Below are 24,608 nucleotides of genomic sequence, written 5' to 3' on the forward strand. Positions count from 1 at the left end.
CCCGAGATCAAAGCAAAACCCCTGATCGTGAGATCAGGCAACAGACTCAAAACACTTCAAAACGTCCGGCTAACTGCACAAACGCCTATTTAAACAAGGGTGTTCGGCTGACTTCGCAATTCAACCTCAACCCCTTATAACCTTTTTCATACAGAATCACTCGCGTGTTCTGCGCAATGTTTTCTTAGGTAAACTATGTCGCTTTCGTTTTGCTCGTTCACAAACTTCGTCCTTATATGATACCTTGTTGGCATCATATAAGGACGAGGACGAGCAGGAAGCGCCATGGGAAAGAAACGCGATCAGGAGAAGAAAGCCGCCAAGAAGAAAAAGTCCGCGAAGGCCGTCGAGAAAAGCAAGAAGGCTTCCGCGAAAAAGAGCGGAAGCCCGATTGAGGGGCGGACATGCCCCTGCTGCAAAAAGTCGTGCCCGCTCACAAAGCCGAAATGCGGAAAAGGCAAGGCGCTCAGAAAGAAGCTGCTGCAAGCCTTCGAGAGCGCAGCCTGAAGCGCATGAAAAGGGCGGGCCGTTACCCGCCCGAATGAGACGAAGGGACGGGGTCAATGACTCATTTTCGGCCGTAGGCCAGAAAATGAGTCATTGACCCCGTCCCTTCGTCTCATTCCCGCTTGTCGCTACACGACTCGCCGCAAAGCGGCTCCCAGCTTGATGAACTCCTGCAGATCGAGGGTTTCCCCGCGGCGCCTGGGATCGATGCCGGCACGATCAAGCAGCTCGGGCAGACGTTCGATCGCGCGCGCGCCCTCGACACCGCGCCCGCCGAAATACGTCTTGCACGAATTCGCTATGGTTTTGCGGCGCGTGGCGAACGATGCGTCCGCCATCACGGCAGCAGCCTTGAGGGCAGCGGCGTCAAGCGGAACGCCGGCCTCGTCGAACACGGGACGGCGATCGAGCCGCAGGACCGCGCTCTCCACGCGCGGAGGCGGGAAGAAATTGCCCGGCCCCACCGCAAAACGACCCGCCGGCTCCGCGTACAGGCGCAGCTTAACGGTGTACGCGCCGTACGTTTTGGTGCCGGGCTGCGCCGCCATGCGATCGGCAACTTCCTTCTGCACCATAACGGTGGCGCTCTCCAACGACGGAAAGCGCTCGAAATAGTCAAGCACCACGGTGGCGGCAACCGCATACGGAAGGTTCGCAACCAGCTTGGTCGGGGAAAACGGCACGTCCTCGGTGCGCAGATCGAGCGCATCCTTGCTGATCAGCGTAAAGCGATCCGCCCAGGGCGCAAGCGTTTCCGCCAGCACGGCAGGCAAATCCGCATCGCGTTCAACCGACGCAACGCGCCCCGCATGCTTCAGCAAAGCGATGGTAAGCGTCCCGATTCCGGGCCCCACCTCCAGCACGTCGTCGCTTTCGGACACCTGGGACAGCGCGACGATCTTTTGCAGGATAACATCGTTGATCAGGAAGTTCTGGCCGAGCGAGTACTTGGTCGTCAAGCCATGCGCTTCCAGAACCGCACGCGTTTCAGCAACGCTCGCCAAAGGCGAGAGCTTGGTCATAGCGAATCTCCTGTCACAGTTTCGGCGCGCGGCTCAACCGCACGCGGATGAATGCCGTCGGGGCTCGAGCATGTGTAAGCCGAGGCGGGATGCACGCGCCCGCCCGTCAAAACGTCTGTGCCTTCGGGCACGCTGCCATCAGGCGGAATGAGGCCCACCCAATCGTGTACCGCATCAAGTCGAAGCCCCGCCACGGCCAAGGCCGATCGCACGGTACCCACAAGCGGACCGAATCCGTGGGGGTCGCCGCCCTCCCCCACCACGTGCAAGTCGACGGGGCGCTTTCGCCCTTGGCGGCGATCCGTCCAAAAGTAAGGTTGCAGCCGATCGAGAAACGCCTTGAACTGCGCGGGAGCCCCGGCAAAGTACACCGGCGTCACCACGGTGAGCTGATCGCACTCGTTGAGCAACCGACGAACGCGCACCATATCGTCGGCAATGATGCAGTACAGCTCGTCGCGCCCGGGCACGTTGCGTCGGCACACATCGCATCCCGTGCACGGCGCGATATGCACGTCGGACAGCATGACCACGTCAACACGATCGTCGGGGCACGCATCCTCGTACGCCCATCGGATCGCCTCGCACAAGGCCGCGCTGCGACCTCGCGCACGGGAAGATCCGCATATGATCAGGCGATTCACGCTCATCACAACCCTTCGTGCGGCAAGGCGGCCCCCGCGGAACCGGCTGCTCGAGCTTCGGACGCCGCCTTCTGCCATGCCGTTGCAGGACGATCAAGCAGATCGCGCGCGTTCTCCATCATCTGGCGCAAAAGCTCCGCGCGCTCCTCCCCTGGAGCGCAGGCGCGCGCTTCCGCCATGCGCGCGGCCGTGAAGATGACGTGCTCGGGACCGCAGGTCATGCCGCGCATGGGTTCAGGCGTCATATACGGAGCATCCGTTTCGGTAACCAGGCGGTCAACGGGAACCCGCGATGCCGCGTCGCGCACGTCGTCGGCGTTCTTGAACGTGAGCGGCCCGCCAAAGGCCACGTAGCACCCCTCTTCGACCCACGGCTCCAGCACGTCCCAGCCCAAATTGAAGCAATGGAGCAACGTCCCCGCCTCAGGGAACCCCTCCTCGCGCATCAGGGCAAGCGCCTCGTCGTGCGCCTCGCGCACGTGCAGCACAACGGGAAGCCCCGCCTCCTTCGCCAGGCGAACCTGACGGCGAAACGCGCGGCGCTGATCTTCGCGCGGCGAGAAATCATAATGGAAGTCCAACCCGATCTCGCCGACGGCGCACACGCGAGGGTCGGCCAGGCGCGCGCGCAAATCGGCCTCCAGCCCGTCGTCAAAGTACTTGGCATTGTGAGGATGGCACCCTGTCGCAATGCGAATCCGCGGCACGCGCGGAAACGGATCGCTTCAAGTCCATCCCGTGAAACGTTTCGCAGCGGCAGCCGCTTCGAAACGCCACGAATTCAAACGATCGAAGGTAGTCGACCCATCCTCGAACGCATCCACGATCGTGCAGAGAAAACCCACCTTGTGAGCAGCGCAGCGCGCAATGGCAAGCGAAGGATCGGGCAGCAGCTGCAAATGAACATGCGTATCGGCCGCTTCGGACTCCAATTGCGGCGCCTCGACCACGCGGTATTTGCCATGCTTGCGCTTCTGGCGAAACAACGGGTCGTCGAAGACGGGTTCTTGCTGTGCGTCGGCCATGGTCACGTCCTTCCTTTTCGCAGGCTGCCCGATGATCCCGCCGGCCCTTCGACCGGCGGGACGAAGCTATTCCACGCTCAGATCGATGGCATCCATGTCCAGACGAGGGAACAGCGGGTCGCCGATCTCAACTTCGTTGCCAGCGGGAAGCTGGCCCCATGCCGTGGCGGCCTCGATATCGGTCACGGCCGTGACGTCGCCCAAGCTCAAACGACGGAACACCTCGGCCGACGTGTTCGGCATGAACGGCGCCATGTACAAGGCGATGATGCGGATAGCCTCCAAAGCGTTGTAGATAACGGCTTTCAGCTGGTCAGCCGTTTCTTCGGACTTCGCCAAATTCCACGGCGCGGACTCCTCCACGTACAGGTTCACGCGACCGGCAAGCTTCTGCACGGCAGCCGCCGCGCCGGTGAAGTCCACCTGGGACATGCACGCATCGTATTCGGCGTACAGCTCGTCGGAAATCTCGCGCAGCGGGTTTTCCGCAGCGAACGCCGGCGCCTCGGGCACCTTCGAATCGAAGTACTTCTTCGTCATGTTGAACACGCGGCTGCACAAGTTGCCCCACGTGTTCGCCAAGTCGGCGTTGTACACCTGCACCATGCGCTCCATGGAAATGGAACCGTCGCTGCCGAACTGCACGTCGCTCATGAAGTAGTAGCGATACGCGTCCACGCCGAACACCTTTACCAGATCGGCCGGCTTGAGGGCGTTGCCGCGAGACTTCGACATCTTCTCGCCCTTGGTCAGCAGGAAACCGTGCCCGAACACGGTATGCGCGATGGGCAACCCCGCCGCCATGAGCATGGCGGGCCAGATCACGCAATGGAATCGCGTGATGTCCTTGCCCACGAAATGGTACTGCATGGGCCAGCGCTGCTCGAACTCGCCCGGACGCTCGTCGTCGGCGTATCCGATGCCCGTGAGGTACGCGATCAGCGCGTCCGCCCACACGTAAGCCACATGGCTCTCGTCGAACGGCAGCGGCACGCCCCAGTCGAAGGTGGAGCGGCTGATGGAAAGGTCCTTCAGGCCGCCGGCTACAAACGAAACGATCTCATTCCTGCGCGTTTCGGGACGAATGAAGTCCGGGTGCTCCTCGTAGAACTTGAGCAGCGGCTCCTGGAACTCGGACAGCTTGAAGAACCAGTTCTCCTCGCCGCCCGCCTTCTGCACGGGACGCTTGCAATCGGGGCAGACGAACGCGCCTTCCTCGTTCTTCTCAAGATCGCTCTCGGCATAGTACGTTTCCTCGTGCACGCAGTACCAGCCTTCGTAGCTTCCCTTGTAGCACCAACCCTTGTCGAAAAGATCCTGCCAGAACTTCTTGACCGAACGCGCATGACGAGGCTCGGTGGTGCGCACGAAATCGGTGTACGTGATGCCCAGCATATCCCAAGCGTCGCGAAACGCCGGCTCCATGGAGTCGCACCAATCCTGCGGGGTCATGCCCTTGGCCGCCGCCGTGTCGGCCACCTTCTGGCCGTGCTCGTCCATGCCCGTCACGAACGCCACGTCATAGCCGTTCATGCGCTGATAGCGCGCGACGGTATCCGGCGCGATGGTGGCGTAGGCCGTGCCCAAATGAGGGGCCGCGTTTACGTAATAGATCGGAGTGGTGAACGAGTAGGTTCCCTTTGACATGGTGCTTCCTTTGTTCTCGGGGCCGCGCGGCGCATGATGCCTCGTCAGCCGGATGGTCGGCGCGCTCCGCGGATGGTGCGGGCGCCTGCATGCACTGTTCGCGCGGACAAAGTCGCAGCGCAACAGCAACTGGTTATTCTAACACGGGCGTTTGCCGCTGCCGCAAAGCACGCCGAAAACGCACGGCGCGGAAATCCTGCGCGAACACGGGCGCAGGCGCGCACGCAACGCACCGATATCGTGCGGCGCGGTCAACCCGTTGCCGTAGCGAACACGGGCGCAGGCGCGCACGCAACGCGCCAACGAACCCGGCTCCGCGCGCCAAGCCGCCACCGACGCCCCGCAGACCAACCAGCACCTGGATCGCCGGTCCGGCCGAGCACGACCCAGCCGGACCGGTGCCAACGCGAAGGCGGTCCCCGACCGATCGATTCTTGCAGCAATGTTGCGCACGGTTCAGCGCCCCCGAACGCCACACCTTCTTGAACTGGGACGATAGAATGGGATTTTCAAGAGAAGACTGACGAAGGGGATCTGCGGAGTGGAAAACGCAACATTGGAGGCAAAATCGAGCAAAAAACACCATGCGCGCCGCCGAACCGCCTTCGGCATCCTGCCAATCGACCGGCGCTTGGGGAGACGACCCGGCCCGATGCACGGCGAAGGCGGTTCGGCATAGAGAGCCGACTCCGCAAGCGCAAGCCGGCGCAAAGACGGCCAAGCACGCCGAAAACGCACGGCACGGCGCTTTTTGCGCAAACGCCTTCAAACCGATCCCGCAAAAGCGTACGCTGGAAACGTCGCTTCGCGCTTTTTCGACGAAGCGCGGCAAACCCACCCCGAAGGAGGCGTCTCATGGCAAGGCAGGCATACGAAGGTCGTTTCGACGGAAAAGTCATGATCATAACCGGAGCCGCACGCGGCATCGGACGAGCCACCGCGCTGCGCGCCGCCGCCGAAGGGGCGAAACTGGTGCTGGTCGATCGCCTTGAAGACGAGGGCGCGAAAACGCTTGCCGAGGTTCGCTCCGTAGCCCCGGACGCGCTGTTTCTGCCCCTCGACCTCTCCATAGAAGAGAACGCCCGGGCCATGGTCGCGCGAACAGTCGAAGCGTTCGGACGTCTGGACATCGCCGTGAACAACGCCGGCGTCATGGGCCAGCCCGACAACGTGCACGAGCTGACCAAGGAACAGATGGACTACACCATGGCGAACAACCTGTACACGGTGTTCTTCTGCGCAAAGCACGAGCTTCGGCAGTTCATCGCGCAGGGCGACGGCGGATCCATCGTCAACGTCGCCTCCATAGCCGGCATGACCGGCCTGCCGGGCAACCCCGCCTACGTCGCGTCGAAGCACGCGGTCAACGGATTGACCAAGAACCTGGCGCTGGACTATGCGCACTATGGCGTTCGCGTGAATTCGGTGAACCCGGCCGGCACGGCGACGCCCATGGTGGACGAGGCGTACGCATATGTGATGGAGAAGCAGAAAGCGGCCGTGGCAGCCGGCGCGGATCCGGCCGAGGCAGCATCGATGGCCGGACAGAAAACCGAGTCCATGCTCAAACGCGAAGCGACGGCCGAAGAGCAGGCGGCGTCGATCCTGTTTTTGGCCTCGGACGACGCATCGCACATGACGGGCGAGATAGTCGCCACCGACGGCGGTTGGACGTCGTTTTAAGCAGCGGTCGGCCACCGCGATCAGAAACCTTAAGAAACGCTAACAAAGTGCTTAAGAATGGTCCTCTTTGCGTGAAGACGCGAAGAGGACCCCGCGCCATCCGTATACTGGACCTCGCATCTCAAACGACCCTCGTGCCAAGGAGGAGGCCCATGCGCGCCGCGCCCGCACGTCGCATCGCATCCACCCTTGCGGCCATCTTCGTCAGTCTTATGCTCTTGGGAATGTTCCTCATCCCCCTTCGCTATCTGGGCGCCACCATGGGCATTGTGCCCACGGCACGCGTGACCGCCGAAGCGGCGGCGCCTGCACCAACCCCCTCGGCGACAGGCAGCACCATCATGGCCGAATACTGCAGCGAGGCCGTAACGACAAGCAATCCATCGAACCTTGCGGGGCGGACGTCAACGAACTTGGTTTTCAACGATTCCTGGTTGCTTCAAGATGCCAATTCCTATCATCACGATCTAGCCACGGCTTGCGCAGTGCTCGCAGCGGTGTGCAATTCGGAATCGCAATACTACAGCAATGTCGAAGGAGCGGTCCCCTACGCCGAGCAATCGCTTTGGGCCCTGGGCTTCGCCGACGTGCGCACGGAATCCTACGCGCTGCGCAGCAACATCCTTGACGAGCTGGGAGCGCTTTTCATAGGATCCCACGACGTTGCCGCCTACACCTTCGCCAGCAAAACCATTCCCGACCCGCGAGGAGGAACGCCCCTCACGCTGGTGTTCGTGGGCGTGCGCGGAAGCTACGGCATCGAATGGATCAGCAACTTCAACCTGCACGATGCACAGGGAGACAGCGACGACCACCACGGGTTCGGAAAAGCCGAAACCGAAGTGGAGCGCGCGCTCGCCCGCTACGCGCATGAAATAGGAGCAAGCCCGGAACGCACCCGCATTCTGATCACCGGCCACAGTCGCGGAGGGGCCATCGCGAACCTGCTGGCCGCAAGGCTGAACAACCTTGGCGAAACATCGAACAAGATTGCTCCCGCTTCGGGCATCTATGCCTACACGTTCGCAACTCCCGGGTGCACGCGCGAGCCCGACCGGCAAAGCCCCGCGTACCACAACATATTCAACATCGTGAACGAATCCGACATCGTACCGAAAATCCCGCTTTCAACCTGGGGGTACGGGCGATACGGAACAACCGTTGCGCTGCCAAGCGTTTCCAGCGACCAGTTCTCGACGCTGTTCGACCGCATGCGAGAGGCGTTCCAGCGCAATACGGGAATCGCCCCGACCTACGACAAGGCGGGACTGGCGTCGATCGATACATTCGAGAACAACATGGACGAAGTGCTGACCTCGATCGGAAGCTCGGTCAACCCCGCACGCATCGTCGCAGCAGCCGGATCGCTGCTGGGAGTGGACTTCGGCGCAGCCCTGGCCTCGCATTTTCCCGACACGTACATCGCCTGGATGCAGAGCACCGACGACAAAAGCCTTTCGTTCGATGGACCTGTCGAGCAGGCGGCAACCTCGAACGCAAAAGAGAGAGCCTCTGATATCATGGAATCATGACCCTGCAAGATGACATGCGCAAGCCGCAAGCAAGGTGGCTCCGCCGCCTCGCGATCGCTTTGGCGATCGTGCTGGCTGCAGCCTGCTTGGCGGCGGGCGCCTTCCTCGTGTACGCCGGATCGTACTACCACGATACAGACGCGAACCATAAGAACCTTGCGCCAACCGCAACGTTGCCCGTCCAGCAAGGCGACGGCTACCTGGCATTCGGAAACCCGTCCTCCAACGTCGGCGTCGTGTTCTACCCGGGAGCAAAGGTCGAGTACAGCGCCTACGCCCCGCTCATGCGCGACCTAGCCGAGCGCGGCATCTTCTCCGTAGCGGTGCAGATGCCGTTCAACTTCGCGTTTTTCGACATCAATGCGGCCGATCGGGTTCGCGCGGCATTTCCCGAAACAGGCTCCTGGTGGGTGGGCGGCCACTCCCTGGGCGGCTCGATGGCCGCGCAATACGCCGCAGATCACGCCGACGATCCCAACCTGAAGGGCATCGTCTTGGCGGCCTCCTACTCCGCAAGCGACCTTTCGCACACCAGCTTGGGGGCGATCTCCGTATACGGATCGAACGACCAGGTGCTCAACCGCGCAAAACTTGAAGAGAACTCCGGGCTTCTTCCGCCTGGGTCCTCCACCGTGGAGCTAGCAGGCGGAAACCATGCGGGGTTCGGCGACTACGGCCCGCAAGACGGCGACGGAGCCGCATCGATATCGTCCGAGGAGCAGCGTGACCAGGCGGCGGAGGTCATTGCAACCTACCTGATCGACCACGAACAAGCAGCGGGCGCGCAGGCGACGTCGAAGTAGCTTTATCGCAGCTTGTCGCGCCGATATCGCCAATCGGGCATGAACGTGTCCATAAGCTCCTTGAAGCGCGGGCCGTGCCCGCGCTCGAGCAAGTGGCATAACTCGTGAACCACCACGTACTCCAAGCATTCCGGCGGGTACAGCGCCAGGCGCACGTTCAAGCAGATACGGCCCGTGGAAGGCTGGCAGCTGCCCCAACGGCTCGTCATGTTCCGATACGCCAGCGTGCCCGCCTTCACGCCCATGATAGGCTCCCACGCCTCGACCAGAACCGGAGCGCACGACTCCACCACCGCGCGCCACGCAGCCACCTGCTCGGACGTTGCGCGCGCGGCTTCCATGGCCGGCGATGCCGCCGCCTGCGCACGCTTCGCATCGATCCACGAGCGCTTTTCTCGAACGAACCGCTCGATATCCCGATCCCGTACGTGCAGCGGCGCGGAAATCTCCACATGCTCGCCCGTGCGCGCGATGCGCAGATTGAGGTTCTTCACGCGCTTGCGCGTCAAGCGCACGCTCAAGCCGTCCACGAAAAGCTCCGTCACCGAACCCTCCGCGCTCCGCTCGCGAACGGACCGGCCCGCATTCACGAGAGAGCCCTTCCGTCGCCGCCCTGCGCTTCGGCGGGAAAGGCGCGCCATGTCCGAAGGACGCGGGAGAACCGGACGAGAAAAACAGCCGTGAGCGCGAACGTCGCCAACTCGGCGGCAGGAAACGTCGACCACACCCCCGCCATGCCGAACAGCGCCGCCAGCAGAAACGCGAACGACAGCATGGCCACGAAGCCGCGCACCAAGGAAACCATCAAGCCGCGAGCAGGTTGCTCCACGGCGCTGAAAAACGCGGCCGCCACGATATTGATTCCTGCGAAGAAGTATCCCAAAAAGTATATGCGCATGCCGTCAACCGCGAGCGCCGTCAACTGAGGATCGTTGTCGCGATTGAACGCAAGCGCCAACGGCTCCGCGCACAAGAACACGCCGGCATACACGACCGCCGCGATGGCAACCGACGTGATCAACGCCAGCTTCAACACGGAGCGCGCATCGGAAGCGCTCGCCCGCGCGTAGGCATTGCTCGCCAAAGGCTGGATGCCCTGCGCTATGCCCACGAACAGCGAGTTCGCCACGAACGCGAAATTCGCCACCACGCCGTATGCGGCCACCCCCGTGTTTCCTTCGAAGTTCAGGATGATCAGGTTCAACACCAAAAGGACAAGACCGCCTGAAAGCTCCACCACAAACGAAGAGAAACCCAAAGCGCCGATGTGGGCCGCCGTGCGCAAGCTCGGGCGCATGCGCACCGGCCGAAACGAGTTGCGCCGTTTCAGGAAATGCAACGAAAGCACCAGCATGCTCATCAGCGGCGCAAGGCCCGTGGCGAACGCCGCGCCGAACATGCCCCAGCCCAACCCGAATATGAGCACCCAGTCCAAAACGATGTTGCCGAAGCTTCCCACCAGCATGGCCACCATGGAAAGCTGCGGCGATCCGTCGTTGCGGACGAACGGCAGCAGCACGTTGTTCAGCAAGAACAAAGGAGCGAACGCGAAGGTGGTGCGCAGGTACAAAACCGTGAGAGGATGCGTGGTCTCGTCGGCGCCGAGCGCGGTTGAAACCGGATCCACGAAAATCTGCACCAGCGCAAAGAACGCCACGGCGGCGATGCCGGCCATGCCAAGCGCCGTGGTGAACACGCGATTGGCGCCCAGAGCGTCGCCGCGTGAAGATCGCACTTGAAACTCCGTGGCCCCGCCGATGCCTATCATGAGGCCCGTCGCCTGCATGACCGTGTATAAAACGATGGCGAAATTGAGCGCCACCAGCCCGTCGGGCCCTACGCCGTTGGCGATGAAGAACGTATCGGCCAGAATATAAGCGGACATGCCCACCATGCCCGCAACGTTGAGGGAGACGTAGCGCGCAAACGAGCGCGTCATCGCAGACTTCGTGCCCATATGCAGCCGCCTATGCTTCGAGCGCGATGTCGTAGGCCGCGTTGCGCGCAATGCCGAACTCGTCGGCTATGGTGCGAGCTACGTCCTTGTTGCGCGCGCCAGCGGCCTTCAGCTCTGCCGCTCGAATGCGAGCGGCAGACTCGGCGTCTTCCTCGGCCGCAGCGCCCTCTGCCACGCTGGGGCCATCGATCACCAGCACGATCTCGCCCTTGATGCCGCCGTCCTGCGCACGTGCGGCAAAGGCGTCGCGCAGCGCGGGAAGCGAGGCGCGCATCACTTCCTCATGCAGCTTCGTCAGCTCGCGGCATACGGCGCCCTCGCGGTAAGGATACGCCTCGGCAAGCGATTCAAGCGCGCTGACCAGGCGATTAGGGCTTTCATAGAAGATAAGTGCGGCATCGAGCGCACGCAACGAATCCAACATGGCACGGCGCTCCGCGTCCTTGCGCGGAAAGAAGCCGCCGAAATAGAACCGCGGGTTCGTGCTGCCGCTGGCCACGTACGCCGTAGCGGCAGCCGTCGGGCCGGGCAGCACCTCCACGGGCACGCCGGCCTCATGCGCGGCGCGCACCAAGCGCAAACCGGGATCGGACACGCCGGGCATGCCGGCATCGGAACAGTACGCGATGACCTCGCCCGCCGCCACGCGATCGACGATAGCCGACGCGCGCTCTCCGATGAGCGCTTCGTCAAGGCGCTCGATGCGCTTCTCGATGCGATACGCCGCCAAAAGCCTGCCCGTGACGCGCGTGTCCTCAGCGCACACGACGTCGGCGTCTCGAAGGGCCGCGATCGCGCGCTGCGGCATATCGCCAAGATTCCCAATGGGCGTAGGGCAGATGACCAATTTTCCGGCCGAAGAAGACTCCACTGACAACCCCGTTACTTTCGGCGCATGAGAACGAACGCCACCACCAGCACCGCCAGCGCGGCCACGACCACGCCGCCCACGATGAACGGCAGCGAATTGTCGCCCGTGCAAGCCAAGCAACCGTATGCAAGATCCATGCAGCTCCCCTTTCGTCGCGCCGGCGCGTGCGCGCGCAAGCGTTTCAACCAGCGTCCATTGTCGGGCATGACGAGCCCGATGGCAAACGCAAGCTGCCAACCATCGCCCACAAAACGCAAGTCGACGGGTTGCGCGCGAACGCTAGCGCATCTTCTGAGCTCGGGCAACCCACGCGTCGCCCAAAAGCTGTATCGCTTGCACAAGCACGATCAGCACCGCAATGCACGACACCATGACGTCGGCCTGGTAGCGCTGGTAGCCGTACCGGTACGCCAGATCGCCCAGGCCCCCGCCACCCACGATGCCGGCCATCGCGGAAAAGCCCAAAATGGAGATGGCCGTGATGGTAATGCCCTTGATCAGCGGAATGCGCGCCTCTGGCAGCAGCACGAACAGCACGACCGCGGTTTTGCTGGCACCGGCGGCGAACGCAGCCTCCAGCATGCCCCCATCAACCTCCGCAAACGAGGTTTCCGACAACCGCGCGAAGAACGCGATCGCGGCAATGGACAGAGGAACCACCACGGCCTCGCTGCCGATCTTCGTACCCACGATCAAAGACGAAAGCGGCAGCAAGAAAATGAGCAGGATGAGAAACGGAATGGAGCGTACCACGTTCAGCACGGCCCCCACCAGCCTGTTGACCCAAACGTTCTTCACGAACAGGCGCGTGCCGGTGACGTACAGAAGGATCCCCAGCGCGCCCCCGACCACCACGGCGGCCGCCAGCGCAACCGAGCACATGAACGCGGTCTGACCTAGCGCAGCACCAAGCTCGGGCGCAATTCGCATGATGCTATCCAGCACGACGCACCACCTCCAAACGTTCCACGCGCGCTCTCAAGTGCGCCGCGACTTTCTCTATTTCCGCAGGCTCGCCGTTCACCAGCACGTACAGAATCCCGTAAGGCTGTTGGGCAAGGTACTCTATCCGCCCGTGCACGATCGATATCGTCACGTCGAACGAAGACCCCGCTTCGAACAGAACCGGCTCGGTTGCGGCAGGACCCGCGTACGTCAGCTTAAGCAGCGTTCCATTTTGCCGCAGCACCTCTTCAGGCAGGTCGAAGCGCTGCGTTTGCTCGACAAGGCCCTTTGCCACCTCCGACTGGGGATTCGAAAGCACGTCGAACGTGGTGCCATGCTCCACGATGCGGCCCTTGCCCATAACCGCCACCCGATGGCAGATGCGCTTCACCACGTCCAGCTCGTGCGTGATGACCACCATGGTGACGCCCAGCTCCTCGTTCGCGCGCCTGAGCACGTCAAGGACCGATGCGGTGGTCTCCAGGTCGAGCGCGCTCGTAGGCTCGTCGCACAGCAGGATGCGCGAGCTGGGGGCAAGCGCCCGTGCGATCGCCACGCGTTGCTTTTGCCCGCCGCTCAGCGTGCGCGGATAGACGTCCTTTTTGTCCAGCAGGTTCACGAACCTCAGCACCTCGTCAACGCGCTCGTCCGCCTGCCGCTTGCTCCACCCGGCTTGCTTGAGCGGAAACGCAACGTTTTGGCCGACGGTTTTCGCGTTCCACAGATTGAAGTGCTGGAAGATCATGCCGATGCCCGCGCGAGTTTCGCGCAGCTGCCTGCCTTTTTGCCCCGCGATGGAAACGCCGTTGACGATCACCTCCCCGGTGGTGGGCGTTTGCAGCAGATTGATTGTTCTGACAAGGGTGGACTTCCCGGCGCCGCTCGACCCGACGATGCCGAGCACCTCCCCTTCGCGCACGGCCAGGCTCACCCCGTCAACGGCTGGCGCTTTGGATTGCTCCGAGGGGAATTCGACGCGCACGTTTTTCAACTCGATCATGATGCTCCTCACGTGTACGGATCCGCTTAGTAACCGCTCGGCCTGCTGAAGGCGGAGAAAGGACGGCTGGGGTCCTCGATGGCGCGCCGGAAGACGTCCGAGCCCACAATGGCAACGATATCCTGGGCGAAGGGAGCGGCAGCGTCCTCTCCGCGCACCGCGATCACGTTGTAATAACCCTCGGTAAGCTGCTCCACGTAGGCTGCGTCGGCAAGGTCGAGGCCCGCGCCGATGGCGTAGTTGCCGTTGACCACGGCCGCGTCCACGCTATCGAGCACCGTGGGCAAAATCTCGGCATTGACCTGCTTGACAACGATGTTCTTGGGATTGGACGCGATATCGCCGACCGTTGCCTTGGCGGGATCCGCCGCCGAATCAAGGGAGATAAGACCCGCCTGCTGCAGCACGCGCAACGAACGCGACAGGTTGGTGTCGTCATTGGGAACGGCCACCGTTGCCCCTTCGCTCAACCGGTCGAGCGAATCCACCTTGTTGGAGAAAACGCCCATGGCCGCCGTGGGGATTTCGGGAAGGGCGACCAGGTCGAGGCCGTGCTGCTGGGCGAAGCTGTTCAGATACGTGGAATGCTGGAACACGTTGAGCAAAATATCGCCGTTGACCAGGGCGTTGTTAGGCTGGACGTAATCCGAGAACTCAACGTAGCTCACGGAATACCCCCGCTCCCTCAACGACGGCTCGACGGCTTCGCGAAACAGATCCTGATACGGACCGGCGACCACGCCCACTTTGAGCGATTTCGCGTTGGCATCATCCGCTCCAGGAGCCGAACAGCCCGACAGCAGGAACAGCGCGGCGCACAGGCTCGCAACGATCGAGAGCAGAACGACAAGCTTGCGTTTCATGATAAGTACCTTTCTTTGCAGGAGAAAAACCCGAGTTCGGGCATAAAAAAAGAAGCCAGAGGCTTCCGAGAATCGCGACACGGTATGTACGTTCACCCTAAGAAACAAGGATAGCGTTGCGACAATTCTCGAAGCACGACATGCGCATGCGCGGACGCATGCCCATCAGCATGGACAGAGCGTGGGGCATCATCATGTTCATGTACGAGAAAACAGCCATCATGGCCAACCTCCTTCCGGGTGCAAAAAGCCGATTCAGATACTACAGTAAATAACTAGGTGTTCAGTATAGAGGAGGGAGCCGCACCGTCAAGACCCAAATAAGAATCGATGCAATGGACGGCGGCGCGGATACGCTCGGAGAGCACGCGGGACGCGAAAATGCGCCCGGAAACCGGGCCGCGAACGGCACGCAGGCACGGATACGCAATCCGCTCGCGCCTGCACATCGGACGTCGCGCTGCTCAGCCGATCCTTCTTCCCCGTGCGCAACGCGCTACAATGGAATCAACGTCGTACCCGATAGAGAGAAGGTCCCATGCACCAGGAACTCACGAAGAAGGCAGCAGAAGGATTCCTGCTGGTCGGACGCATCGACGCGCCCGAGAACCCGAAGGCGTGCGCGGTTATCGTCCACGGCCTGTGCGAACACTACGGCCGCTACGACTACGTGGTGGAGCAACTGCTGGCAGCCGGTTACGCCGTGGCGCGCTTCGACCATCGCGGGCATGGCCGGTCGATGGGCAAAGCGGTCTGGTACGACAACCGCCAGCAGATCGTGGCCGACACGGACCTGTTCGTGGAAGAAGCCCGCGCGCACTTCCCCGACCTGCCGCTGTTCATGATCGGGCATTCCATGGGCGGGTTCGGCGCAGCCAGTTACGCAACGACGCACCCCGGGAAGCTGGACGGCTACGTGCTGTCGGGAGCCTGGACCCGCGATCATGCGGGCTTGGCAGCGGGCGTGGTCGAGCAGGGGCTCGACCCGCAAACCTACCTCCCCAACGAGCTGGGCGACGGCGTATGCTCGGACCCCGCCGTGGGCGAAGCGTACCTGGCCGATCCGTTCGTCGTCAAAGAGTTCTCCGTTGCGCTGCTGCGCGCCGTGCACGACGGCCACGTATGGCTCCGCGAGCATGCCGCGGATTTCTCCGATCCGGTGCTTTTGCTGCACGGCGGCGACGACGGCCTGGTCAGCCCGCAAGACAGCATCGACATGTACGAAGAAGTGTCGGCCACGGACAAGTCTTTGCATATATACGCCGGCCTCTACCACGAGATATTCAACGAGTTCAAGCGCGACCGCGTTATCCGCGATGCCATCGAATGGATGGACGACCGCACACGGTAAGCGCTCCTCGCCGAAAAAACGCCGCCGAGCATTCCCCCTGAGAGATCGAACGGGTACAGTTCCACGAAACCGCTCGACAATCAGGGGGATTATCATGTCGCAAGGAGCCGTCGCTTCCTTTCTCGCACGCAAAGACATCGAGATATCGCCGCAGCGCTACGCTATCGACGCGCTGTCGGCCATGGCGCAAGGCTTGTTCGCCTCGCTTTTGATCGGGACAATCCTCGCCACCGTGGGAGACCTTTCGGGAATCGCGTTCTTCAACGAGATAGGCGGCTTCGCCAAAAGCGTCGCCGGGCCCGCTATGGCCATCGCCATCGGGTACGCCCTGAAAACGCCGCCGCTTGTTCTGTTCTCGCTCGCCGCCGTGGGCTACGCCGCAAACGTTGCAGGCGGCGCGGGCGGGCCGTTGGCCGTACTGGTGGTTGCCATCGCGGCGTCGGAATGCGGCAAGGCCGTGTCGAAGGAGACGAAGGTCGACATCCTGACAACGCCCGCCGTCACCATCCTGGTAGGCTGCGGCTTGTCGATAGCCGTCGCGCCAGCCATCGGCGCCCTGGCGTCGTCCGTGGGCGGATTCATCATGTGGGCAACCGAGCTGCAGCCGTTCTTCATGGGAGTCATCGTGTCGGTGGTCATCGGCATCGCCTTGACGTTGCCCATCTCGTCGGCCGCCATCTGCGCCGCCCTCAGCTTGACGGGGCTGGCGGGCGGTGCAGCCGTAGCCGGATGCTGCGCCCAGATGGTGGGATTCGCCGTCATGAGCTTCAAAGAGAACAGCTGGGGCGGATTGGTGTCGCAAGGACTGGGCACGTCCATGCTGCAAATGGGCAACATCGTGCGCAAGCCGGTCATCTGGCTGCCGCCCATTCTGGCATCGGCCATCACCGGCCCCATTGCCACCTGCGTCTTTCAGCTCCAGCAAAACGGCAGCGCAATCGCATCGGGCATGGGAACATGCGGGCTGGTAGGCCCCATCGGCGTGTACACGGGATGGGTTGCAGACGCCATGGCGGGCGCACCGACAGCCGGGCCCTTCGATTGGTTGGGACTGGCGTTGATCTGCTTCATCTTGCCCGCCCTTCTCAGCTGGGCAATATGCACCGGCATGAGAAAAGCGGGCCTCATCAAGGACGGCGACCTCAAGTTGGAGGCGTAAAACGCGCAGGTGCAAAGCAGGACGCCCAAGCACTGCTTTGCACCCCGGCCGGAAGACGGCTCGGCCCGCAGCCGACTACAGCAGCTCCTCTACGGCGGGCGCGACCACATCGGGAATGCTCGCCGTAGGCTCGAAGCGGCGAACGACGTTCCCGTCGCGATCGACGAGGAACTTGGTGAAGTTCCACTTGATGGAGGGCTTCCGGGCGTAATCAGGATCAGCCTTCGCCAGCAGGTCCTCCAAAACAGGAGTCAGCTCATGGCCCTGGTCGAACCCTTCGAAGCCCTTTTGCTCTTGCAGGTACGCGAACAGCAGGTCGGCGCCTTCGCCGTTAACCTCTATCTTTGCGAACTGGGGAAACGTCACGCCGAAGCGGGAAGTGCAAAACGCCGCGATCTCCTCGTTCGTTCCCGGAGCCTGATGGCCGAACTGGTCGCACGGGAAGTCCAAAATATCCAACCCGCGCGCGTGCAGGGTGCGATACAGTTCTTCGAGCTGGGCATACGTCGGCGTAAAGCCACATTCGGTAGCGGTATTCACAATAAGCAGAACGCGTCCGCGATAATCGGCAAGCGAAACATTGTTGCCCTGCTGGTCTTTCACGGTGAAATCGTAGATGTTCATGAGCGCCTTCTTTCGAGAGGAGAGGTTGCCAAGAGGGTCCTATGGACGGTTCCAGTGTACGCCCAATTGATACTTTGTTGATTACATTTTACGAAACCGTTGCCGTTGCCCTCGGCATCCGTGCTGCCACTGTCGCAAACGGCTTGTTCGCGCAGTCGGCAACGAGCTCGGCAGCCTTCGCCGGCACCTCGTCCGCCGCCCGCTCCCTCAAGGCGCTTGTGCAGCCAACCTGGTATCATGAGTCCAACAAGGAGCTAAAGCATGCGGCGATCTCGCCGTTTCCAAGGAGACTTATGAACTTCATTCGCAGCACCTGGAGACTGTTCGCCTGCAACATGCGAACAGCGATCCTTTTCGAAGCAGGGTTTCAAATCGCCTTCGCGATCCTCTTCATCCCATTGAGCCTCGGACTCATCGACTTCGCCCTGTACGTGTCGAATCTCTCCTACCTGTGCGATGCGAATCTTGCGGCCTTCGCCAGCCATCCGGTCACCTGGCTTTGCACCCTTCTTGCGATCATCACGTTGGGGCTTGGCTCGCTGTTCGAGATGTGCGCGCTCGTTTTGCTCATGCAGGCGGGCAAGCTCGAACGAAAAATCGGAGTGAGGGAACTTGCGAACCGCACCTTCGAGCAAGCCATGCGCATCGTCCATCCGCGCAACTGGCTGCTGATCCCCTTCGTGCTGCTGCTCGTGCCCCTCACGAACATCGCCGTGACCTCGTCGGTTCTGACCGACTTCAGGCCGCCGGAGTTCATCATGGACTTCATCTGGGAAAACAATGCGCTGTCCATCGCGCTGGTCGTAACGTTCGCGGCGCTGTACGTTCACGCCTTCCTGCTGGCGTTCGGCGTGCACTTCTTCACGTTGCAGGGAGAAGACTGGATGCAGGCGCGCACATCAAGCAAAAGTCTGCTCCGCGGCAACCATTGGGTGCTCGCTCGCCGCATCCTGGGATTGCTCGCGCTGTTCGTGGCGGAAGCGGTCGCGGCCGCCTTGGTGGGCCTTCTGGCTTTGGGCGTGCTCATGGAGGGCGACCTGCCCCTTGGCGCCGCCCTAGGGCTTGCCGTTGTGTCGTTCGCGTTCCTCATCGTGTCGCAATGCCTGCTGACGCCGTTCAGCTATGCAGCGCTGAGCAGCACGTTCTACGAACTTGCAGAGAAAAAGAACATCGAGGTTGCCTATCGATTCGGCAAGCACGACCCGCTCCAGCACTCCCCGCTCCCAAAGCGAGCCACTGTGGCGGCGCTCGGCCTGATCGCGTTCCTCTCGTCGATGTCCTACGTAACGGCGCACGGCCTGTTCGAGCCGTCTCCGGAGCCGCCCGCTTACGTGGAAATCACCGCGCATCGCGGCGGGGCGCGCACGGCGCCCGAGAACACCCTGGCCGCCTTCCAGCAGGCCATTGACGAAGGCGCCGACTGGGTGGAGCTCGACGTGCAGCAAACCGCCGACGGCGTGCTCATGGTCATGCACGACGCCAACCTCAAGCGAACGACGGGGCTGGACAAGAACTTTTGGGAAGTCACCTACGACGAAATCAAGGATCTGGACAACGGGTCGTGGTTCGGCCCCGCATTCTCCGGGGAGCGGGTATGCACGCTCGAAGAGGCGCTCGCCCTCTGCAAGGACAAGATCAAGATGAACATCGAGGTCAAACCCGACGGGCACGGAACGGATCTCGAGCGGAAGACGGTCGAGCTCATCAACCGCTACAACATGCGCGATCAAGTGGTGGTTGCGAGCATTTCCTACGACGCGCTCGTGCGCGTGAAAAAAGCCGACCCCCGCATGCCCACCATGTACGACATGACGCTCGCCTACGGCTACATCAATTACATCGAATGCGTCGACTACTTCAGCGTTGACGACTTCTTCGTGACGCAGCAGCTGGTCAACGACACGCGCAAAGCCGGGAAAACCATCTTCGCTTGGACCGTGAACGATCCCGCCAACATGCAAAGGCTAATCAGCTACGGCATAAACGGTCTGGTCACCGACGACGTGAGAACAGCCCGCGAAATGGCCGAGAACTTCGAGGCCATCGACTAAGGTCCGTGCGAACAACAGGGCTATGCCAAGAGCCTTCCCGTAGAAGAGCCGAAGCCCATCCTGTCAAAACGAGCGAGTTTTGCTGGTCCTCAAGCCAGGATAAATGCAACGAGCAAGTTCCTGAACAGGCATGATAAAAAACGCCCCTTTGCAACCTGCCTGCGAGAGACGAAAAATCGCCGCAAAACTCGTCTGTTTTGACAGAATCTGGCAACCGCGCTCGAACGGGGCTTCTCAGCCCCGTTCGCCTTCTTCTCGCAGAGCGCCGATCGGGCGACCCTACGCCTTTTCCGTCTCGATCTCCAACGCGCCGGCATCTTCGCATGAAGCGCAGGAGCAAGGGCAAGCGGCGCACACGAATTCATCGCGCGCCGCCCGCGCTTGCTGCTCCTTTTCCACCAGGTTCGCCTTCGCCACGCTGATCATGAGCTTAATGCGGTTGAGCTGGTTCACCTCGGACGCGCCAGGGTCGTAGTCCACGGCAACGATGTTGCTTTCGGGATAGCGGCGGCGCAGCTCCTTGATGACGGCGCGACCCACCACGTGGTTCGGCAGGCAGGCGAACGGCTGCGCGCACACCACGTTCGGCGCGCCCGTCTTGATGAGCTCCACCATCTCGGCGGTGAGCAGCCACCCCTCGCCCATCGAGTTGCACAAGCTGAGGATCTCGCTTGCGTACTCGGCCAGCTCGTAGATGTTCGCCGGCGGCTCGAAGCGGCTGGAATCGCGCAGCGCCTTCGTCACCGGAGCACGGAACCTGTCGATGAAGGCAAGGCCGATCCTGCCGCCGAGCGCGCTTTTCGCGCTGCGTCCCAACGGATCCTTCTGGAAGATCGACCCCGCTATGCCGAACAGGAAGAACTCGACCAAGCCGGGCACGACCGCTTCGCAACCCTCGCGCTCGATCACGTCGATGACCTGGTTGTTCGCCGTCGGGTGGAACTTCACCAAAATCTCGCCCACCACGCCGACGCGCGGCTTCGTTCCCTCGCCCTGCAAGGGAAGCGTGTCGAAGTCCTCTACGATGCGGCTGACGGCGCGCTTGAACTCGCTGCGCTTGAGGCCGCGTTTCAGCTGCCCCTTGCACTCGCCCATCCAATGATCGAACAGGCGGTTCGCACTGCCCGGCTCCACTTCGTACGGGCGCGTACGATACAAAGCCGTCATGAGCAGGTCGCCATACAGGACGGCGTACGTTGCCTGCAACAGCATTTTCGGCGTCACCTTGAAGCCGGGGTTGTCCTCGCCCAAATCTTTGAACGAAAGCGCGATCACGGGCACATGGGGCAATCCCACGGATGCGAGCGCCTTGCGGATAAGCGAGATGTAGTTCGTAGCGCGGCAGCCGCCGCCGGTTTGGGTGATGACGATGGCCAGCTTGTCCGTGTCGTAGCGCCCGGACATGACCGCCTCCATGATCTGGCCGGTAACCAGGATGGACGGATAGCAGATGTCGTTGTTCACGTACTTGAGGCCCGCGTCCACCGCGCCGTGGTCCACCGAGGGAAGCAGCTCGAAGTTGTAACCCTCTTTGCGGAACACCTCCACCAGCAAATCGAAGTGGATAGGAGCCATCTGCGGCGCCAGGATGGTGTAGCCCGCGTCCTTCATCTCCTGGGTGAACACGGCGCGCGGGAACTCGGTCGTCGCGCCTTCACGCTGCTTGAAGCCAGCTATGACCTCGGGCGATGCCTTTTCGGCGAAGGTTTCGGGCACGCTGATGCCCACCGGGCAGGGACGCGGCTTGCGCAGGGCGTCGGCGCGCTCTTCGGCCTGGTCCTTGAGCGCGGCCAGCAAGCTGCGCACGCGGATGCGCGCGGCGCCCAGGTTCGACACCTCGTCGATCTTGAGCACGGTGTACACTTTGCCCGCGCGCTCCAAAATCTCCTGCACCTGGTCGGTGGTAAGCGCGTCCAAACCGCAGCCGAAGCTGTTCAGCTGGATAAGATCGAGGTCGGCTCTCTCGGTGGCCACCTTGGCGGCGGCGTACAGGCGCGTGTGGTACATCCACTGATCGACCAGGCGAATCGGGCGTTCCAGCTGACCCAGATGGGCGATCGAGTCCTCGGTCAGCACCGCAAGCCCGAAGCTAGTCAGCAATTCGGGAATGGCGTGATTGATCTCCGGGTCGTTATGGTACGGACGTCCCGCCAGCACGATGCCGTGCGTGCCCGTCTGCTCCATCCACGCAAGCGTCTCCTCGCCCTTCGCACGGATGTCGCGCTTGAACGCCTCGTCTTCGGCCCATGCAGCCTCCACCGCGGCGTCCACCTGAGCCTGCGTGGGCGCACCCGCCGCCCCCATGAGCTCGGGGTGGGTTTCGACCAACTCCACGAACAGGCGCTTTTTCAGATGCTCCTTCTGATCGTAGGGCAGCCACGGGTTGAGGAACGGAATCCCGGACGTGCGAAGGTCGTCCACGTTGAGGCGCAATGCCTCCGAATAGCTGGCAACGATCGGGCAGTTGAAGTGGTTGCCCGCGCCCTGGTCCTCCTGGCGCTCCCACTTCGAACACGGGAACCAGATGAAATCGGGGCGCTTGTCCAGCAGGTTCATAATGTGGCCGTGCGACATCTTGGCGGGATAGCACACGCTCTCGGACGGCATGGACTCGATGCCCGATTCGTAGGTCTTCTTCGTGGAAGGATCGCTCAGAACCACCTGGAATCCCAGTGCGGTGAAGAACGTGAACCAGAACGGATAGTTCTCGTACATGTTGAGCGCGCGCGGAATGCCCACCGAACCGCGCGTTGCCGCTTCAGCGGAAAGCGGCTCGTAGTCGAACAGGCGGTTCGACTTGTATTCGTACAGGTTCGGCACGTTTTTGCTTTCATCGAACGTGCCGGCGCCCTTCTCGCAACGGTTGCCCGTGATGAAGCGACGGCGCTTGCCCGTGCGCTCGTCCACGCCGAAATCGTTCACGGTCAGCAAGCAGTGGTTCGAGCACGCCTTGCAGCGCACGGTCTTGTGCGTGGGCGAAAGCGATTCCAGCTGCTCGAGCGTGAGCATGGTCGATTCCAGCGCAGCGGGCGCAAGCGCCTCGTCGTCGGCCGAGCTCCACGCCGCGGCCGCCTGACCCCTGCGCTCGCGCTCGGCCAACGCTGCCCGGTACCGGTCGCGCGCGAGCAGAGCCGCGCCGAACGCGCCCATGTTGCCCGCGATGTCCGGGCGCACCGCATCCACTTCGGACAACTGCTCGAACGCGCGAAGAACCGCATCGTTGAGAAACGTGCCGCCCTGCACGATGACCTTCGAGCCCACGTCGTGCGGGTCGCGGATTTTAATGACCTTGAACAGCGCGTTCTTGATGACCGAAATCGCCAGGCCCGCCGCGATGTCGCCCACGGTGGCGCCTTCCTTCTGCGCCTGCTTCACACGGCTGTTCATGAACACCGTGCAGCGGCTTCCCAGGTCAACCGGGCGCTTTGCCTCCACGGCAGCCTGCGCGAACTCCGACACGCCCAGATTCAAGCCCGTGGCGAAGCTTTCGATGAAGCTGCCGCAACCCGAACTGCACGCCTCGTTGAGCATGATGTGCTCGATGACGCCGTCCTTCACGCGCAGGCACTTCATGTCCTGTCCGCCGATATCGAGAATGAACTCCACGCCCGGCAGCATCTCCTGAGCGCCCCTCAGGTGCGCCACCGTTTCGATCTCGCCCGAGTCGAGGCGCAGCGCTTCCAGCAGCAAGTGCTCGCCGTAACCGGTCACGGTCGCATGGCCGATACGCACCAGCGGCTCGCCCGTTTCCGCATCCACCGGCATGTCGTTGTACAGGTTGGAAAGCGCCGCGCGGGCGCACCCCAGCACGTCGCCTTTGTTGCTGGCGTAATGGGACCACAGAAGGGCCCCGTCCTCCCCGACCAAAGCCGCTTTGAACGTGGTCGATCCCGCATCGATGCCCAGATAGGCCGTGCCGTCGTAGGCCATAAGCTGGCCGCGACGCACCACCTCGGCATCGTGGCGGCGTTTGAACTCGACGTAGTCGGATTCATCGGCGAACAGCGGGTCCAAGCGCACCACTTCGGATCCCTGCATGTCGCCCAGGCTCTTCAGACGATCGAGCACGTCGGACAACAACTCGGCCTTCACCGTTTCGCTGGCGGCGCCGGCGATGGCACAGCCGCTCGCCACGAACAGGTGGGCGCCCTCGGGCACGATGATGTGCTCGTCATCCAAGTTGAGCGTTTCGTAGAATCGCTTGCGCAGTTCGGGAAGGTACTGCAAAGGGCCGCCCAAAAACGCCACGTGGCCGCGAATGGGCCGACCGCACGCCAGGCCGCTGATGGTCTGGGTGACCACGGACTGGAAAATGGACGCGGCGATGTCCTCTTTGCGCGCGCCTTCGTTCAGCAGGGGCTGAACGTCGGTCTTCGCGAACACGCCGCAACGGCTTGCGATAGGATAGATGGTCGCGTGGTTGCGCGCCAGCTCGTTCAAGCCGCCGGCATCGGTGTTGAGCAGCGCGGCCATCTGATCGATGAACGCGCCGGTGCCGCCGGCGCACGTGCCGTTCATGCGCTGCTCGATGCCCTGGTCGAAGTAGATGATCTTCGCATCCTCGCCGCCCAGCTCGATGGCCACGTCGGTTTCCGGAATGAAGGTTTCCACCGCGGTCTTGGACGCGATGACCTCCTGCACGAACTCGATGCCCAGCCATTGGGCCAGCAGCAAGCCGCCCGATCCGGTAATGGCGATGGTCATGCGCTCGTCGCCGAAATCGGCCGCAGCCTCGCTCAGAACCTCGACGATCGTGGCGCGCACGTCGGCGTGATGACGGCGATAGACAGAGAACCTCACATCGTTCGCCTCGTCCAAAATCGCCAGCTTCACCGTGGTCGATCCCACGTCGATGCCGATGCGCAAGGTGTGGTTGTGCATGGTCTTGCCCGCCATGACGTTCTCCTTCGAAGGTGTTGCTTCG

General features: G+C 62.3%; 22 protein-coding genes. 7 read left to right on the forward strand and 15 right to left on the reverse strand.

The window, feature by feature from the left end:
• The first annotated feature begins 285 nt into the window (after nt 1–285).
• Complete coding sequence (locus DMP08_RS09075; protein ID WP_123192593.1) at nt 286–507, forward strand: hypothetical protein; 222 nt, start codon at nt 286–288, stop codon at nt 505–507.
• 128 nt (nt 508–635) lie between these two features.
• On the opposite strand, the gene rsmA is transcribed toward DMP08_RS09075, so the two are convergent.
• The 5 genes from rsmA to metG all read right to left on the reverse strand — a co-directional run bounded on the left by rsmA (nt 636) and on the right by metG (nt 4,845).
• A complete protein-coding gene (gene rsmA / locus DMP08_RS09080; RefSeq protein WP_123192594.1) occupies nt 636–1,529 on the reverse strand; it encodes a 16S rRNA (adenine(1518)-N(6)/adenine(1519)-N(6))-dimethyltransferase RsmA in 894 nt (297 codons plus the stop codon).
• Nucleotides 1,526–2,179: a flavodoxin family protein gene (locus tag DMP08_RS09085; RefSeq protein WP_244596901.1), complete on the reverse strand. Its 654-nt coding sequence runs from the start codon at nt 2,177–2,179 to the stop codon at nt 1,526–1,528. Before DMP08_RS09085 ends, rsmA begins: the two co-directional genes overlap by 4 nt.
• Complete coding sequence (locus tag DMP08_RS09090; protein ID WP_123192595.1) at nt 2,179–2,880, reverse strand: TatD family hydrolase; 702 nt, start codon at nt 2,878–2,880, stop codon at nt 2,179–2,181. The genes DMP08_RS09085 and DMP08_RS09090 overlap by 1 nt, the downstream gene beginning before the upstream one ends.
• 18 nt (nt 2,881–2,898) lie before the next feature.
• Nucleotides 2,899–3,198, reverse strand: coding sequence for a nitrate ABC transporter substrate-binding protein (locus DMP08_RS09095; protein WP_123192596.1), 300 nt, complete (start codon nt 3,196–3,198; stop codon nt 2,899–2,901).
• Nucleotides 3,199–3,264: 66 nt separating this feature from the next.
• Nucleotides 3,265–4,845 (reverse strand): methionine--tRNA ligase, encoded by a 1,581-nt coding sequence (gene metG / locus DMP08_RS09100; protein ID WP_123192597.1) that lies wholly within the window; start codon nt 4,843–4,845, stop codon nt 3,265–3,267.
• Between the two features lie 855 nt (nt 4,846–5,700).
• Here metG and DMP08_RS09110 point away from each other — a divergent pair.
• The 3 genes from DMP08_RS09110 to DMP08_RS09120 all read left to right on the forward strand — a co-directional run bounded on the left by DMP08_RS09110 (nt 5,701) and on the right by DMP08_RS09120 (nt 8,863).
• Nucleotides 5,701–6,528, forward strand: coding sequence for an SDR family NAD(P)-dependent oxidoreductase (locus DMP08_RS09110; RefSeq protein WP_123192599.1), 828 nt, complete (start codon nt 5,701–5,703; stop codon nt 6,526–6,528).
• Nucleotides 6,529–6,680: 152 nt separating this feature from the next.
• Complete coding sequence (locus DMP08_RS09115; RefSeq protein WP_123192600.1) at nt 6,681–8,060, forward strand: lipase family protein; 1,380 nt, start codon at nt 6,681–6,683, stop codon at nt 8,058–8,060.
• Nucleotides 8,057–8,863 (forward strand): alpha/beta hydrolase, encoded by an 807-nt coding sequence (locus tag DMP08_RS09120; protein WP_123192601.1) that lies wholly within the window; start codon nt 8,057–8,059, stop codon nt 8,861–8,863. The genes DMP08_RS09115 and DMP08_RS09120 overlap by 4 nt, the downstream gene beginning before the upstream one ends.
• 2 nt (nt 8,864–8,865) lie before the next feature.
• Here DMP08_RS09120 and DMP08_RS09125 read toward each other — a convergent pair whose 3' ends face one another.
• The 8 genes from DMP08_RS09125 to DMP08_RS12745 form a co-directional block, all read right to left on the reverse strand.
• The gene (locus DMP08_RS09125) at nt 8,866–9,408 is read right to left on the reverse strand and encodes a M48 family metallopeptidase (protein WP_244596902.1); all 543 of its coding nucleotides are present in this window, start codon (nt 9,406–9,408) and stop codon (nt 8,866–8,868) included.
• Nucleotides 9,409–9,449: 41 nt separating this feature from the next.
• Entirely contained in the window at nt 9,450–10,820 is a 1,371-nt protein-coding gene (locus DMP08_RS09130) for an MATE family efflux transporter (RefSeq protein ID WP_123192603.1), read from the reverse strand.
• A 10-nt stretch (nt 10,821–10,830) separates the two neighbouring features.
• Nucleotides 10,831–11,691: a 16S rRNA (cytidine(1402)-2'-O)-methyltransferase gene (gene rsmI, locus DMP08_RS09135; RefSeq protein WP_280176552.1), complete on the reverse strand. Its 861-nt coding sequence runs from the start codon at nt 11,689–11,691 to the stop codon at nt 10,831–10,833.
• A gap of 11 nt (nt 11,692–11,702) precedes the next feature.
• Nucleotides 11,703–11,828: a hypothetical protein gene (locus tag DMP08_RS12740; RefSeq protein WP_280176553.1), complete on the reverse strand. Its 126-nt coding sequence runs from the start codon at nt 11,826–11,828 to the stop codon at nt 11,703–11,705.
• Between the two features lie 142 nt (nt 11,829–11,970).
• Nucleotides 11,971–12,636, reverse strand: a complete 666-nt coding sequence (locus DMP08_RS09140) for a methionine ABC transporter permease (RefSeq protein WP_123192604.1) — start codon at nt 12,634–12,636, stop codon at nt 11,971–11,973.
• Complete coding sequence (locus DMP08_RS09145; RefSeq protein ID WP_123192605.1) at nt 12,626–13,636, reverse strand: methionine ABC transporter ATP-binding protein; 1,011 nt, start codon at nt 13,634–13,636, stop codon at nt 12,626–12,628. Before DMP08_RS09145 ends, DMP08_RS09140 begins: the two co-directional genes overlap by 11 nt.
• 26 nt (nt 13,637–13,662) lie before the next feature.
• On the reverse strand, nt 13,663–14,499 hold the full coding sequence (locus DMP08_RS09150) for a MetQ/NlpA family ABC transporter substrate-binding protein (protein WP_123192606.1): 837 nt from the start codon (nt 14,497–14,499) through the stop codon (nt 13,663–13,665).
• A 97-nt stretch (nt 14,500–14,596) separates the two neighbouring features.
• Nucleotides 14,597–14,722 carry a hypothetical protein gene (locus DMP08_RS12745; RefSeq protein WP_280176554.1) on the reverse strand — a complete coding sequence of 42 codons (126 nt, stop codon included), beginning with the start codon at nt 14,720–14,722 and terminating at the stop codon, nt 14,597–14,599.
• A gap of 315 nt (nt 14,723–15,037) precedes the next feature.
• On the opposite strand from DMP08_RS12745, the gene DMP08_RS09155 reads away from it, so the two are divergent.
• Both DMP08_RS09155 and DMP08_RS09160 read left to right on the forward strand, forming a co-directional pair.
• Nucleotides 15,038–15,850 (forward strand): alpha/beta hydrolase, encoded by an 813-nt coding sequence (locus tag DMP08_RS09155; RefSeq protein ID WP_123192607.1) that lies wholly within the window; start codon nt 15,038–15,040, stop codon nt 15,848–15,850.
• A 94-nt stretch (nt 15,851–15,944) separates the two neighbouring features.
• Nucleotides 15,945–17,009 (forward strand): PTS sugar transporter subunit IIC, encoded by a 1,065-nt coding sequence (locus DMP08_RS09160; RefSeq protein WP_123192608.1) that lies wholly within the window; start codon nt 15,945–15,947, stop codon nt 17,007–17,009.
• Between the two features lie 75 nt (nt 17,010–17,084).
• On the opposite strand, the gene DMP08_RS09165 is transcribed toward DMP08_RS09160, so the two are convergent.
• On the reverse strand, nt 17,085–17,633 hold the full coding sequence (locus DMP08_RS09165; protein ID WP_123192609.1) for a glutathione peroxidase: 549 nt from the start codon (nt 17,631–17,633) through the stop codon (nt 17,085–17,087).
• 293 nt (nt 17,634–17,926) lie between these two features.
• Between DMP08_RS09165 and DMP08_RS09170 the strand changes: the two genes are divergently transcribed.
• A complete protein-coding gene (locus DMP08_RS09170; RefSeq protein ID WP_123192610.1) occupies nt 17,927–19,684 on the forward strand; it encodes a glycerophosphodiester phosphodiesterase family protein in 1,758 nt (585 codons plus the stop codon).
• Nucleotides 19,685–19,963: 279 nt separating this feature from the next.
• On the opposite strand, the gene DMP08_RS09175 is transcribed toward DMP08_RS09170, so the two are convergent.
• Nucleotides 19,964–24,580 carry a 2-hydroxyacyl-CoA dehydratase gene (locus tag DMP08_RS09175; protein ID WP_211328422.1) on the reverse strand — a complete coding sequence of 1,539 codons (4,617 nt, stop codon included), beginning with the start codon at nt 24,578–24,580 and terminating at the stop codon, nt 19,964–19,966.
• Nucleotides 24,581–24,608 lie beyond the last annotated feature (28 nt).

It is taken from the genome of Paraeggerthella hongkongensis (assembly GCF_003726035.1).
In the GTDB taxonomy this organism is placed as follows: Bacteria; Actinomycetota; Coriobacteriia; order Coriobacteriales; family Eggerthellaceae; genus Paraeggerthella; species Paraeggerthella hongkongensis.

Bases quoted from the DNA above. Each gene is read 5' to 3' on its own strand.
- DMP08_RS09130 (WP_123192603.1), bottom strand. From the start codon at position 10,820: ATGGGCACGAAGTCTGCGATGACGCGCTCGTTTGCGCGCTACGTCTCC.
- DMP08_RS09115 (WP_123192600.1), top strand. From the start codon at position 6,681: ATGCGCGCCGCGCCCGCACGTCGCATCGCATCCACCCTTGCGGCCATC.
- DMP08_RS12745 (WP_280176554.1), bottom strand. From the start codon at position 14,722: ATGATGGCTGTTTTCTCGTACATGAACATGATGATGCCCCACGCTCTG.
- DMP08_RS09120 (WP_123192601.1), top strand. From the start codon at position 8,057: ATGACCCTGCAAGATGACATGCGCAAGCCGCAAGCAAGGTGGCTCCGC.
- DMP08_RS09110 (WP_123192599.1), top strand. From the start codon at position 5,701: ATGGCAAGGCAGGCATACGAAGGTCGTTTCGACGGAAAAGTCATGATC.
- DMP08_RS09170 (WP_123192610.1), top strand. From the start codon at position 17,927: ATGAACTTCATTCGCAGCACCTGGAGACTGTTCGCCTGCAACATGCGA.
- DMP08_RS09165 (WP_123192609.1), bottom strand. From the start codon at position 17,633: ATGAACATCTACGATTTCACCGTGAAAGACCAGCAGGGCAACAATGTT.
- DMP08_RS09175 (WP_211328422.1), bottom strand. From the start codon at position 24,580: ATGGCGGGCAAGACCATGCACAACCACACCTTGCGCATCGGCATCGAC.
- metG (WP_123192597.1), bottom strand. From the start codon at position 4,845: ATGTCAAAGGGAACCTACTCGTTCACCACTCCGATCTATTACGTAAAC.
- DMP08_RS09085 (WP_244596901.1), bottom strand. From the start codon at position 2,179: ATGAGCGTGAATCGCCTGATCATATGCGGATCTTCCCGTGCGCGAGGT.
- DMP08_RS09145 (WP_123192605.1), bottom strand. From the start codon at position 13,636: ATGATCGAGTTGAAAAACGTGCGCGTCGAATTCCCCTCGGAGCAATCC.
- DMP08_RS09075 (WP_123192593.1), top strand. From the start codon at position 286: ATGGGAAAGAAACGCGATCAGGAGAAGAAAGCCGCCAAGAAGAAAAAG.
- DMP08_RS09155 (WP_123192607.1), top strand. From the start codon at position 15,038: ATGCACCAGGAACTCACGAAGAAGGCAGCAGAAGGATTCCTGCTGGTC.
- DMP08_RS09095 (WP_123192596.1), bottom strand. From the start codon at position 3,198: ATGGCCGACGCACAGCAAGAACCCGTCTTCGACGACCCGTTGTTTCGC.
- DMP08_RS09160 (WP_123192608.1), top strand. From the start codon at position 15,945: ATGTCGCAAGGAGCCGTCGCTTCCTTTCTCGCACGCAAAGACATCGAG.
- DMP08_RS12740 (WP_280176553.1), bottom strand. From the start codon at position 11,828: ATGGATCTTGCATACGGTTGCTTGGCTTGCACGGGCGACAATTCGCTG.
- rsmA (WP_123192594.1), bottom strand. From the start codon at position 1,529: ATGACCAAGCTCTCGCCTTTGGCGAGCGTTGCTGAAACGCGTGCGGTT.
- DMP08_RS09150 (WP_123192606.1), bottom strand. From the start codon at position 14,499: ATGAAACGCAAGCTTGTCGTTCTGCTCTCGATCGTTGCGAGCCTGTGC.